Source organism: Azotobacter tropicalis (assembly GCF_059739045.1).
On sequence record NZ_AP046059.1, the window covers coordinates 126,256 to 139,201 of the forward strand.

Below are 12,946 nucleotides of genomic sequence, written 5' to 3' on the forward strand. Positions count from 1 at the left end.
GAAGCCGACCCTTCCCGAGACTTCGGTGTGGCCCCGGCCGCGGCCGGGCCATGCCCGACATGGAACGAAGAACAACTTCAGGAGAACGGGGATGCGCCCTTCATCCATTTTGAGCCTGCTGGCGCTGAGCGCTGGCCTGGCAACCCCTGCGCTGGCCGAACAGGTCGAGCTGGACAGCATGACCATCGACGGACAGCGCGAGTCGGACCCCACCGCGCCGAGCCTGGCCGAGAAGCGTGCCGAGTTCGACCGGATTCCCGGTGGCGCCACGCTGGTCGACGGCGAAACCTACAAGACCGGCCGCAGCAGCACCCTGCAGGACGCCCTGGGGATGGCCACCGGGGTGTTCGTCCAGCCGCGCTTCGGCGCCGAGGAGTCGCGCCTGTCGATCCGCGGCTCCGGCCTGCAGCGCACCTTCCACGGCCGCGGTCTGCTGCTGATGCAGGACGGCGCGCCGGTCAACCTGGCCGACGGCAGTTTCGACTTCCAGGTCATCGAGCCGCTGGCCACCGACCACATCGAGGTGCTGCGCGGCGCCAACGCCTGGCACTACGGCACGGCCACCCTCGGCGGGGCGGTCAACTTCGTCGCGCCGACCGGCAAGAGCGCGCCGCCGGTGGATCTGCGTTACGAGGGCGGCAGCTTCGACTACCGCCGGATGTTCATGGCGGTCGCCGAGGACTTCGGCGACTGGGACGCCTACCTGAGCCTGAGCGACTCCTCCCAGGACGGCTTTCGCGAGCATGCCCGGCAGGACAACCAGCGCTACTTCGCCAACCTCGGCGGACGGCTCACGGACCGGCTGTCCACCCGCTTCTACCTGACCCATGTGGAAACCGACTCCGAGCTGCCCGGCAACCTGACCAGGGCGCAGATGCATGACGACGACGAGCAGGCCGCGCCGAACAACCTGCGCAACGACCAGCGCCGCGACTTCACCCTCGACCGCCTCGGCAACCGCACCGTCTGGACGCTGGACGGCGGCCACAGCCTGGAGCTGGCCAGCTTCTACAGCGAGAAGGATCTCTGGCACCCGATCCATCAGGTGTACGACGTGGACAGCGAGGACTACGGCTTGCGCCTCACCCACAAGTGGCAGCGCCAGGGCTGGCGCTGGACCGGCGGCATCGAGGCCAGCCATGGGCGCAACCACGACGTGCGCCACCAGAACGTCGGCGGCCACTCCGGGCGCAAGCTCAACGAGCTGCGCCAGACCGCGCGCAACCTGAACGCCTTCGCCGAGCTGGAGATTCCGCTGGCCGAGCGCTGGGCGCTGATCGGCGGACTGGCCTGGCTGCACCAGGAGCGCGAGGTCGACGACCGCCTCAAGTGCAGCACCGCGGTCACCAGCCGTTGCGTGGCCCAGGACGAATCCTTCGAGGCGACCTACGTCGGCCGCGTCGGACGCATCGGGCTGCGCCACGATCTGGCCGAGGGCGTACAGCTGTTCGCGAACTTCAGCCAGAGCTACGAGCCGCCGACCTTCAGCGAGCTGACCGGCGGGCAGATCGTCAGCAAGAACGACGCGCAGCGGGCCAGGACCTGGGAGGCCGGCCTGCGCTACAACCGCGGCGGCGTGGACCTCGACCTGGCGGTCTACCGCAGCGAGATCCGCGACGAGCTGCTGGCGCTCAACGACGCCAACGGCGATCCGCTGGGCACGATCAACGCCGACCGCACCCTGCACCAGGGCGTCGAGCTGGGCGGCGCCTGGTCGGTCGGCGCCTTCGTCCTGCGCGGGCAGTACCTGTTCAACGACTTCCGCTTCGACGACGACGCTGTCTACGGCGACAACCGCCTGGCCGGCGTGCCGCGCCAGTTCGTCAAGGGCGAGCTGCTCTGGCAGCGGGCGGGCTGGTACGCCGGGCCGACCTTCGAGTGGGTGCCGAGCCACTATGCGGTGGACCATGCGGAGACCCTGTATACCGACCGCTACGCCCTCTGGGGGCTGAAGGGCGGCTACCGGGCGGCGAGGGGCCTGGGCTTCTTCGTCGAGGGGCGCAACCTCTCCGACCGTCGCTACGCCGCCACCACCGGGGTGATCGCCGATGCCCGCGGCAGGACAGCGCGCAGTTCCTGCCCGGCGACGGGCGCAGCGTCTATGCGGGGCTGGAGTGGCGGTTGTGAGCGGCGTCAGCGCGGGCGGAAGCGGAAGCCCCGATAGTTCAGCACCACGCCGTCGCTGGCGATCCGCTCCACGACGATGCCGGGGCCGGCCAGGTCGCCCTGGTGCAGGATGCGCTCGTTGATCACCGCCATGCGCAGCTGCGGCTCCTCGGCGTAGGAGAAGCCCGAGACGGACAGGTGCGGCAGGCTCTGGCGCAGCTCGGCGGGCAACTCCTGGAGACCGAGTACCCGGTCGGGCGGCGTCGGCAGGGGGGCGGGCCGGACTGCCGGTGGGGCGGCGGCGAGCGCTGTGTCGGCGGGCGCCGGCGGGTCCAGGCGGATCAGCGGCTCCGGGGCGACGGCCGGAGGTGTCGACGGTGGGTTGGCGATGACGACTGGCCCGGCCGGTTCCGGGAGCGCTGCGGGGCTGGCGACAGGCGCCGCCGGAGCCGGCTCGGCGGAGGCCGGAGGTGCACTGTGCGGAGCGCGCGTTTCCGCTGGCCGCGCCTGAGCGACGGCACCGGTCGGCGCGTCCTGCCAGGGGCGCCACCAGCCGAGACCGGCGCCGGTCAGCGCCAGGCCGAGCGCCAGCAGCAGAGCGGCCGGCAGGCGGCGGGCGGCGCTCTGGCGAGGCGGCGGGAGCAGCGGTGGCAGGCTGTTGAGGACCGCGGCCTTGCCCTGCTGGCGGGCATGTTCCGATTGCTTCAGGGCTTCGAGTATGTAGGACATCAGTGGATAGGTCTCGTCGTCAGCGCGGCCATTTCGGTGCTGCCAAGATCGGCCAGCCGTTGCAGGGTCTGTGCGCCGACCACGCCGTCGGCGAGCAGGCCGCTGGCTTGCTGGAAACTGCGCACGCGCCGCTCCAGTTCGCTGCCGAACAGCGGGTCGCCGGCACGCGGCCGGGTCTGTCCTTCCCAGCGCGCCAGTTGCAGGTCCACCCAGGCCACGTCGGCGCCGCGGCTGCCCAGGGTCAGGCGCCGGCTGCGGGCCAGCGGCGCCTGCTGCAGGAGGACGTAGCGGCCGCTCCAGCGCCGGGCCAGCGCGGCGAGGCCGACCTCGCGGACTTCGCCGGCCACGACCAGCCTGGCCCGGCGTTCGTCCCGCGCCAGCAGGGTGGCGAGGAAGGGCGGCCCGTCGGCCGGGGCGAGCTCGACGATGAACGGCGGCGGCAGGCTGGCCAGGGCTTCCGGGCCGCTCTGCCGGCGCAGGCAGCGCAGGCTCATTTCCTCGACCTGCCGGCAGGCGCCGTCCAGGTCGCTGGGCTGGCGGATGGCCGCCTGCCACTGGCCGAACAGGGCGCGCACCGCCAGCGCCTCGTGCAGCCAGTGCTGTTCGGCGGCGGGGCCGGCGACGTCCTCGTCCTTCTCCGGCACGACGGGCTCGGGGCGCGGCGGCTCCAGCGGCGGCTCGCTTTCGTTGGCCGGAGAGTCGGCCGGTGCGGCGGGCGGCGCGGGTGCGTCGTCCTTGCCGGGGGCCTCGGGTGCCGGCGCGGGCGCGGGGACGGATACGGGCGGACTGGCCTCGGCCGGCGCGTCCGCGCCGGCGAGCAGGCGCTCCAGGCCGCTGCGGCCCACCTCGCGCACGGGCTGCGGCGCCAGCTGCCAGCCCGCCGTGGCCACGCCGGCGAGCAGGCTGATGCCGAGGGCCGCGGCCAGGGCGGCGGGGGCTTTCGGCCGGCGCGCCGGGCCGAACACCTCGCGGGCGGCGTTGTCCAGGGTGGCCCGGTCCACCGCGGCCTTGCCCTGCACGTAGGCGCCGAGCAGGGCACGGTCGCAGAGCACGTTGATCAGCCGCGGCGTGCCGCCGCTCAGCCGGTACAGGCGTTCCAGCAAGGGCGGCGCGAAGAGCGCGGCGCGGGTGCCGGCGACGGCCAGGCGATGGCGCACGTAGGCGCCGACCTCCGGGCGCGACAGCGGCTCCAGGTGGTAGCGGGCGACGATGCGCTGGGCGAGCTGGCGCATGTCCTCGCGGGCGACGAGCTCGCGCAGCTCGGTCTGGCCGAGCAGGATGATCTGCAGCAGCTTGTGCCGGTCGGTTTCCAGGTTGGTCAGCAGGCGCAGCAGCTCCAGCACCTCGGTGGACAGGTTCTGCGCCTCGTCGACGATCAGCACCGTCTTGCGGCCGCGGGCGTTGCTCTCCAGCAGGTGGGCGTTGATCCGGTCGAACAGCGCCTTGAGGTTGCAGACGCCGTCGGGCAGGGCGATGTGCAGCTCCTCGCAGAGGGTCTTGAGCAGCTCCAGGCGGCTCAGTTTGGGGTTGAAGATGAAGGCGATGTCGCAATGCTCCGGCACCTGTTCCAGCAGGCAGCGGCACAGGGTGGTCTTGCCGGTGCCGACTTCGCCGGTGAGCAGCACGAAGCCACCGTCGATCTGCAGGCCGTAGAGCAGGTGAGCCAGGGCCTCGCGGTGCCGTTCGCTCATGAACAGGTAGCGCGGATCGGGCGAGATGGAAAAGGGGGCCTCGGAAAAGCCGAAATACTGGTTGTACATAAGCGTGCTGTCTGCGTTCCGTGGCTATGGCATTTTCAGGGTAGACCCATCGCGCGACAGCTTGACGGCAGAATCTGGCCTTCCGTCTTCGGCGACGCGCTGGGGGGCGTTTCCGGCCTTGCCCCATCCCTCGGCGGGCGAGGGATGGGGCGGACCTCACTGCACCTGCACGGGGACCACCAGGCTCTCGGTCAGGCTGCTGCCGACCACGATCGTCCCGCCGCTCGGCGGTGCCACGCTGCTGTTGTTGGCGCGAACCTGCCAGCGGCCGTTCTGGCTGGGCGTCGCCGTTCCCAGGGTGACGCCGTCGACCAGCACCCGGATGCTGTTGCCGTTCACCACGTTGGTGGTGCCGCGGATGTCCCAGCTCCAGCGGTTACGCCCCTTGGCCTGCACGGTGGCCCGCTGCACCGCCAGGTTTTCCTGGACCACCGGCGCCGTGACCGCGACGCTGACACTGGCGCTGGCGGAGAGGGCGCCGAGGCTGTCCCGGACCTGGTAGGTGAAACTGGTGGCGAAGTTGGCGGTGACGCCGCTCGGCGGGGTGTAGGTGACCTGGGTGCCGTCGCTGGCGACTGTGCCCTGGCCGCTGGCCGGCTGGGTCAGGTTGACGACAGTCAGCGGCTGGTTTTCCGGGTCGCTGTCGTTGGTCAGCACGTCAATGGTCACCGGTGTGCCGTTGCCGATGGCACTCGCCGTGTCGTTCGCCGCGCTCGGCGCCTGGTTGGGCGCCACCCTGACGGTGACGGTGGCCGGCTCCGAACGGCCGCCGCGGGCGTCCTGGACCCGGTAGGAGAAGGTCGTGACCAGCTCGCTGGCGAGCGGGGTCGGCGGCGTGTAGGTCACCTGGGTGCTGCCGTTGAGGGCGGCGCTGCCTTGCCCGCTGGCCGGCTGGGTCAGGTCGACCACGCTGAGCGGCGTGTCGCCGTCCGGATCGCTGTCGTTGGCCAGCACGGCGATGGTCACCGGATCGCCCTCGAAGGTCGTGGCGCTGTCGTTCGCCGCCACCGGCAACTGGTTGTCCGGGATCGGCGGCGCGCTGTCGAGCACCGTCACCGGCTCGGTATCGCTGCCGCCGGCGGCGGATTTCACCGTGACGCTGGCCGGTGGCTGGGCCAGGTCGGTCACGGTCAGGGTCTGCAGGGGGCCGGTCTTGGCCAGGAGTCCGTAGCCTTCGGCGGCGAGGTCGGGCAGCGCCGTTTCGTCGCTGGAGCTGGCCTCGATGGTCAGGCTGCGGTCGGCCCAGGCGTAGCGGGCGGTCCTGATCTTCACCACGTCGCTGAGACGGGCCGACAGCGTGCTCGGCCGGGTCGCTCCGGAGGGATCGCTGGCGGTGACCACCACGAAGGGAGGCAGGTCCCCGCTCGGCGGATTGCTGGCGAAGAAATGCCCGTTGTTGTCGCCGCTCAGCGTGTGCAGGCAGGGCGAGGGCGGGGTGCCGCCGACCAGTTCCAGGGTTTCGCGGTAGCAGAGTTCGGCGTTCGGGTCGCCGTCGCCGGAGCTGGCGAACAGGTCGATGCGCGAGCCCTCGGCGGTACGCCCGTAGGTGGCGCGCCCGACCGCCAGCGGAGTCGCCGGGCGGGCGTCGCGCACCTTGCCGGACAGGACGAACTGGTCGGTCTGGATGGCTCGTCCGCCGGGGCCTTCGATGCGCACGAAGTTGTTGTTGGACAGGCCGCCGGTCACGCCGGTCGTCTCGTTGGGATCGCCGATGAAGGTTTCGGTCTGGCCGGTTTCCGGGTTGACGGCGCTGATCCGGGTGCCGTCGGCGCGGCTCAGGAAGGGGCCGATATCGCCGGCGAGGGCGCCGCTGAAGTCGCCCGGCGCGCCGATGCCGATGTCGCGGGTGATGTTGATCGCCCGCCGGCCGGGGCTGGTGACCTGGAGCTTTTCCACGCCGTAGGGATGGGTGATGGTGTATTCGCCGGGCACCGGCACCGAGGCGCGGATGCGAATGCGCGCGAAGCTCTGCTGGTCGCCGTCCCTGGGTTGTTCGAGGGCGAAGGCGGCCTCGACGGCGGCAGCGTAGACCTCCAGTTCGAGGCCTCCGCTGTCGGGGATGCTGGTCTCGGCGAGGAACCAGAAGAGCTCCGGCGGCCAGTTGTCCGGGAAGACCATCGGTTTGCTGTCGTCGTAGACGCCCGGTTCGGGGAGCAGGGTGCACAGGTAGGCCGGTGCGTCCGGCGTTCCGGGCACCGTCGGGCTGAGCGCCTTCGACTGGCAGAGTTCCAGGCTCAGCCCGGTGTCGTCCTGATACCACTGGGGAAAGCCGCCGGTCGCCGGGGTGTAGGGGCCGGGGTCGACGGCCGCGAGTTCGGCCCAGGCCGCGCCGGTCGCGGCGACCAGCCCCAGGGCGCCGAGCAGTAATCCTGTCCGCTTGTTCATGATGCCTCCTGGCAATGTGGGTGCGCTGCGGGTCACGGGCGGATGAGCACTTCTTCGGTGTCGCTGCCGCCGTTCGCGGAAGTCACCGTGACCCGTGCCGGGGGGATGGAGCTGATGATGCTGGCCAGGGTCTTGAGCGCGCCGTCGCCCTCGTCGAGCGGACCGATCGGCGTGCCGCCGGCATCGCTGGCGGTCAGTGCAGGCAATGCGATGCGGTCGCTGGAGCTGGCCACGATCAGCAGCTGGCCGGAGCCGAGGCTGTACTCGGCCCGCTCGATGGTGACCTGATCGACCAGCGTGGCGGACTGGCTGGTCGGCGGATTGGGCGGCGTGGCGCCGCTGTTGTCGGCGCTGACCTCCAGCGAGGCCAAGGGTGTTGGGGTAGCGGCCGACTGGCCGTACCAGTTGCCGGTGCCGTCGGCATCGCTCATCTCGACGCTGGCGCCGGCGCTGTCCCTGAACTGGGCCTTGCCGGGCGGCGGCGGGGCCTGGACGAACAGGTCCTGGCTCTGCAGCGGCGCGCCGCTTTCGTCGCTGTCGCGCGAGTAGGTGCTGCGCTGGATGACCAGCGGGGTCGGCCGCTGCAGCGCGGAGAGCTTGCCGGAGAGAGCGAAGACTTCGGTGCGCAGATCGAGACCGTTCGGCCCCTGGATGCGCACGTAGTTGGTGGCGAAGGGGCTGCCGGTGGCGTTCTCTTCGAGGTTCGGGTCGCCGACGAAGAGCTCCAGCGCGCCGGTGTCCGGATTGGTTTCCTGGTAGGGGCCGTTGACGCTGCGCAGGAAGGGCCGACGTCGCCGGCGAGGGCGCCGCCGTAGTCGCCCGGCGCGCCGATGCCGATGTCGCGGATCAGGTTGATCGCGTTCACGCCGTCGCCGCCGATGTCCTCGGCGCTGACCGTGAACACCTCGATCCCGTAGGGGTGGGTGATGGTGTAGCTGCCGGGGTGGTCAGGTCGACGCGCAGGCGGATGCGCGCGAAGCTGATCTGGTTGCCGTCGACCGGTTGCTCGGTGTTGAAGGCGGCTTCCAGGGCCGCGCCGTAGGCGAGGTTGATCCCGCCCTGCTGGATGAAGGCATCGGCGGTGAACCAGAAGGCCTCGCTGGGGAAGTTGCCGGGAAAGGCGAGCGGCTGGGTGTCGTCGTAGACGCCCGGTTCGGGCAGCAGCGTGCACATGTAGCTGGGAGCACCGGGCGTGCCCGGCACCCGCGAACTGAGCGCCTTGGACAGGCACAGGTCGAGTACCCGGCCGTGGTTGTCTTGGTACCAGGCGGCGAAGCCGCCGGTGTCGGTGCCGTAGGGGCCGGGGTCCACGGCGAAAAGCGCCGCCTGGGCGGCATTGCCTGCCGCGAGGCCGAGCAGGGCTGCGGTCGCGGCTGTCGAGAAGGTTCTGCGCATGAGTCTCTCCCTGATGATGAGCAGGGCCGCTCGTGGACTTCTGGACTGCCTGTACACACCACTGGCTGGCTGCCATCAGCGCAGAGCAAATTTCATACCAGGCCGCTTCGTTGATGGCGAAATAGCGAAACGGCGAGGCCTGGCAGAATGCCGCTGTCCGGAGCGCGGGAGGCGGGGAGGCGGGAAGACACCCGGAGTTGGGTGTTTTTCGGGGAGCGGGTGGGGGAAGGGGACGGGCGTGCCGCGCGCCGGCAAAGGCACGCCCGTCGGTTCAGCGGGCCGCCGCCTCCCTTCCGGGACGGCCTGGCTGGCGCCGGCGGCGGAAGGCCTTTTCCAGCTCCACCGCCAGACACACGCCGACCGCGCCGAGCAGGCACCAGCCCAGGCGTTGAGGCTGAGGGCGGCGGTGCCGAACAGCTCCTGCAGCGGCGACCAGTAGGTGAAAGCCAGCTGCAGCAGGAACAGCAGCAGCACCATGGCCCAGACCATGGGGTTGCGGCGCACGCCGAAGTCGGCCGGCTCGCGCAGGCGGCGACAGCTGAACAGGTAACCGATTTCGCCGGCGACCAGCACGTTCACCGCCAGGGTGCGGCTTTCCTCCAGGCTCCAGCCCTGCTGCTGGGTGAGCAGGAACAGGCCGAGGCTGGCGGCGGTCAGCAGCAGCGACACGCAGAACACCCGCCAGAGCAGCCAGCCGCTCAGCAGCGGGGCCTTCGGATCGCGCGGCGGCTGCTGCATGAGGCCGCGCTCGGCCGGCTCGAAGGCCAGGGTCAGGGCCAGGGTCACGGCGGTGATCATGTTCACCCAGAGGATCTGCAGCGGGGTGATCGGCAGGGACAGGCCGAGGGCGATGGCCACCAGCAGCACCATGGCCTGGCCGCCGTTGGTGGGCAGGATGAACAGGATCGACTTCTTCAGGTTGTCGTAGACGGTGCGGCCCTCGGCCACCGCCTGCACCAGGGTGGCGAAGTTGTCGTCGGCCAGCACCATCTGCGCCGCCTCCTTGGCCGCCTCGGTGCCCTTGATGCCCATGGCGATGCCGATGTCGGCGCGCTTCAGCGCCGGGGCGTCGTTGACCCCGTCGCCGGTCATCGCCACGCGGGCGCCGCCGGCCTGCAGGCGCTCGACCAGGCGCAGCTTGTGGGTCGGGCTGGTGCGGGCGAACACGCAGGTCTCGGCGAGCCGGGCATCCAGCTCGGCATCGTCCAGGCGATCCAGCTCGGCGCCGGTCAGCGTGCAGCCCTCGCCGAGGCCCAGGCGCTGGGCGATGGCGCCGGCGGTGGCGGCGTGGTCGCCGGTGATCATCTTCACCGCGATGCCGGCATTGCGGCATTCGGCAATGGCGCGGATGGCCTCCTCGCGCGGCGGGTCGATCATGCCGACCAGGCCGAGGAGGATGAAGCCCTCGTTCAGGTCGTCCTCGTCGAGCTGCTGGCGGCTCTGCTCCAGCGGCCGCATGGCCAGGCCGATCATGCGCAGGCCCTGGCGGGCGCCCTCGTCCAGGCGCTGGTGCCAGTAGCGCCGCTCGAGGGGCTCGTCGCTGCCCGCCCGCCACTGCCGCTGGCAGATTTCCAGCAGGCGCTCCGGGGCGCCGAACTGGTAGATCAGGCCGTGCCCGGCGTGGTCGTGGTGCAGGCTGGCGAGGCTGCGCCGCTCGGAGCTGAAGGGAATGGCATCGACCCGCGGCAGGCGCTGGTTCTCCTGGTGCAGCTTCAGCCCGACCTTGCCGGCCAGGGTGAGCAGGGCCGCCTCGGTGGGGTCGCCGGCGATGCCCCAGCCGTCCGGCAGGCGATGCAGGCTGGCGCTGTTGGCCAGCAGCCCGGCGCGGGCCAGCTCCCGCAGGTCGTCGGCGGCGTCCAGCTGGCACAGTTGGCCGTCGTCGCAGTGGATGGTGCCCTGCGGCGCATAGCCGACGCCTTCCACCTCGTAGCTGTGTTCGCGGGTGAAGACGCACTGCACGGTCATCTCGTTGCGGGTCAGGGTGCCGGTCTTGTCCGAGCAGATCACCGTCACTGCGCCGAGGCTTTCCACGGCCGGCAGGCGGCGGATGATCGCCCGGTGGCGGGCCATGCGCTGCACGCCGAGGGCGAGGATGATGGTCAGCACCGCCGGCAGCCCTTCGGGAATGGCCGCCACGGCCAGGCCGACCGCGGCCATCAGCATGTCGCCGGCCGAGTAGTCGCGCAGCAGCACGCCGAAGGCGTAGGTCAGCGCGGCCAGGCCGACGATGATCAGGGTGAGCTGGCGGGCGAAGTGCGCCATGTCGGCCAGCAGCGGGGTCTGCAGGCGCTGCACGTCGCCGAGCAGGTGGCTGATGCGGCCCAGCTCGGTGTGCCCGGCGGTGGCGACCACCAGGCCGACGCCGCTGCCGGCGCTGACCAGGGTACCGGAGTAGGCCATGCTGCTGCGGTCGCCCAGGCTGGCGGCGGCGCCGACCGGCTCGCGGCCCTTGTCGCTGGGCAGGGACTCGCCGGTCAGCGCGGCTTCCTCGATGCGCAGGTTGCGGGTGTCGAGCAGGCGCAGGTCGGCCGGCACGCGGTCGCCGGCCTCGAGCAGGACCAGATCGCCCGGCACCAGGTGTTCGGCGTCGACCACGCTGACCTTGCCGTCGCGGCGTACCCGGCTTTCCTGGGTGAGCATCTTTTGGATGGCGCGCATGGCCTGTTCGGCCTTGCCCTCCTGGATGAAGCCGACCAGCGCGTTGATCAGCACCACGCCGAAGATCACCGCGCTGTCCAGCCACTCGCCGAGGATCAGAGTGACCCCGCAGGAGGCCAGCAGCACGTAGATCAAGAGGTTGTGGAACTGCAGCAGGAAGCGCTTGAGCGGCCCATCGCCCTTGCGCTGCGGCAGGCGGTTGGGGCCGTGCTGTTCGAGGCGGCGCTGGGCTTCGTCGGCGCTGAGGCCGTCCGGGCCGCTGTCCAGCGCGGCCAGGCTGTCCTCGGCCGGTCGGGTGTGCCAGTCGCTGTGGGGGTGTCCTTGCATCGCGTTCCTCGTCCTGTCTGTCTATCGTCGCGGCGCCGCCGGCGGTGGCCGGGTGCTTTCTTGCTCCCGTTCCAGCCGCATATCGTCGGCAGTCGGACAACATAGCGCATCCGGCACGACAAGCGCCGTTCATCGACTGTTTCCAGATTGTGCCGGAATCTGTCCGGCCCTGCGCCTCGGCGGGTACGACACGAGCTGTCGCACGCTGCAGGCATGCTGACTCCATTCACCGGCACCCCCGCATGGAGTCTTTCACGATGCTCGCACTGGAACGGATTCACCCCTGGATGCTGCTGCGCGACAGCCGCTGCGGCACCTTGCTGCGCGTCCTCCGGGTCGGCCCGCTGCTGGCGGGCTGCGTCGCCGTCGATGGCCAGGATCAGCTGGGAAATCCTGCGGAAATAACCCTTTCGCGCAGCGACGAGGCCCACCTGCAGCCGGTGGACGATGCCCCGCGCCTGAAGCGCGACCCCGCTGCCGTGCTCGGCTGCCTGCTCGGCGGGGCGGTGGGCGATGCCCTGGGCGCGCCGGTCGAGTTCCTCCACTGGGCCGAGATCGAGCGGCAGTTCGGCACGCGGGGCATCGTCGATTTCGTTTCGGCCTACGGGCAGCTCGGTGCCATCACCGACGATACCCAGATGATGCTGTTCACCGCCGAAGGCCTGCTGCGCGCCTGGGTGCGCGGCGTGTCCCGCGGCGTCTGCCATCCGCCGAGCGTCATCCACCATGCCCTGCTGCGCTGGCTGCTGACCCAGGACGAGCACGCGGCCACCACGGTGGGCCGGGATGGCTGGCTGTTCGGCGAGCGGCGCCTGTGGTCGCGTCGTGCTCCGGGCAACACCTGCCTTACCGCCCTGCGCGCCAGCCGCCGCCTCGGCGAGCCGGCCGGCAACCGCAGCAAGGGCTGCGGCGGGGTGATGCGCGTGGCGCCCTGCGCCTTTTTTCCCAGCCCCTTCGACAAGGCCGCCGATTCCGCGCGCCTGACCCACGGTCACGCCACCGGTTACCTGGCCGCCGGGCTGTTCGCCGACATCCTCGCGCGCCTCTGGAACGGCGAGACCTCGCTGGCCGAGGCGACCCGGGCCAGCCTCGCCGCGCATGGCGGGCGGCCCGGCATGGAGGAAACCCGCCGCCTGCTCGGGCACGTCCTCGCGCTGCACGCCGAGGACATGACGCCGACGCCCCGGCGCATCGAGCAGCTCGGCGGCGGCTGGGTCGCCGAAGAGGCGCTGGCCATCGGCCTCTGGTGCGCGCTGTCGGCCGACAGCCTTGAGGACGGCGTGATCCGTGCGGTCAACCACAGCGGCGACAGCGACAGCACCGGCCTGATCGCCGGCCACTTCCTCGGCCTGCTCCACGGTCCCGAGGCCATTCCCGCGCGCTGGGTGGACAATCTGGAGCTGCGCGACGTGATCGAGCGCGTCGCTCTGGATCTCTGCCTGGTGCCCGGCAGTTACCGGGCCGACGGCAGCGAGACGAGCCGGGCGCTCTGGGAGCGGTATCCGGGGTGGTGAGTGAATAACCTTTCATGAAGAGTCAGGTGGCTGCGGATTGGGGCAAGTGGCGTTGCCGCGGCTCGGTCCAAT

Annotated in this window: 5 protein-coding genes and 2 pseudogenes; 2 read left to right on the plus strand and 5 right to left on the minus strand. The window is 71.1% G+C overall.

Annotated elements, in window-relative coordinates; genetic code table 11:
• Window positions 1-91 precede the first annotated feature (91 nt).
• Entirely contained in the window at window positions 92-2,164 is a 2,073-nt protein-coding gene (locus Atro_RS00625) for a TonB-dependent receptor family protein (protein WP_497925994.1), read from the plus strand.
• Here the strand turns inward: Atro_RS00625 and Atro_RS00630 are convergent.
• The 5 genes and pseudogenes from Atro_RS00630 to Atro_RS00650 all read right to left on the minus strand — a co-directional run bounded on the left by Atro_RS00630 (window position 2,134) and on the right by Atro_RS00650 (window position 11,360).
• Entirely contained in the window at window positions 2,134-2,835 is a 702-nt protein-coding gene (locus tag Atro_RS00630) for a general secretion pathway protein GspB (protein WP_497925995.1), read from the minus strand. The two genes, Atro_RS00625 and Atro_RS00630, sit on opposite strands and share 31 nt — an antisense overlap.
• Window positions 2,835-4,595: an AAA family ATPase gene (locus Atro_RS00635; protein WP_497925996.1), complete on the minus strand. Its 1,761-nt coding sequence runs from the start codon at window positions 4,593-4,595 to the stop codon at window positions 2,835-2,837. The genes Atro_RS00630 and Atro_RS00635 overlap by 1 nt, the downstream gene beginning before the upstream one ends.
• Window positions 4,596-4,751: 156 nt before the next feature.
• Entirely contained in the window at window positions 4,752-6,980 is a 2,229-nt protein-coding gene (locus tag Atro_RS00640) for an Ig-like domain-containing protein (protein WP_497925997.1), read from the minus strand.
• Between the two features lie 32 nt (window positions 6,981-7,012).
• Window positions 7,013-8,375: pseudogene (locus Atro_RS00645) on the minus strand (hypothetical protein).
• A gap of 271 nt (window positions 8,376-8,646) precedes the next feature.
• Window positions 8,647-11,360, minus strand: a pseudogene (locus tag Atro_RS00650) (cation-transporting P-type ATPase).
• A 257-nt stretch (window positions 11,361-11,617) separates the two neighbouring features.
• Between Atro_RS00650 and Atro_RS00655 the strand changes: the two are divergent.
• The gene (locus tag Atro_RS00655; protein ID WP_497925998.1) at window positions 11,618-12,874 is read left to right on the plus strand and encodes an ADP-ribosylglycohydrolase family protein; all 1,257 of its coding nucleotides are present in this window, start codon (window positions 11,618-11,620) and stop codon (window positions 12,872-12,874) included.
• Window positions 12,875-12,946: the final 72 nt, after the last annotated feature.

Excerpts from the sequence above, each read along its gene's own strand:
- Atro_RS00625 (WP_497925994.1), top strand. The coding sequence starts at position 92 with ATGCGCCCTTCATCCATTTTGAGCCTGCTGGCGCTGAGCGCTGGCCTG.
- Atro_RS00655 (WP_497925998.1), top strand. The coding sequence starts at position 11,618 with ATGCTCGCACTGGAACGGATTCACCCCTGGATGCTGCTGCGCGACAGC.
- Atro_RS00635 (WP_497925996.1), bottom strand. The coding sequence starts at position 4,595 with ATGTACAACCAGTATTTCGGCTTTTCCGAGGCCCCCTTTTCCATCTCG.
- Atro_RS00640 (WP_497925997.1), bottom strand. The coding sequence starts at position 6,980 with ATGAACAAGCGGACAGGATTACTGCTCGGCGCCCTGGGGCTGGTCGCC.
- Atro_RS00630 (WP_497925995.1), bottom strand. The coding sequence starts at position 2,835 with ATGTCCTACATACTCGAAGCCCTGAAGCAATCGGAACATGCCCGCCAG.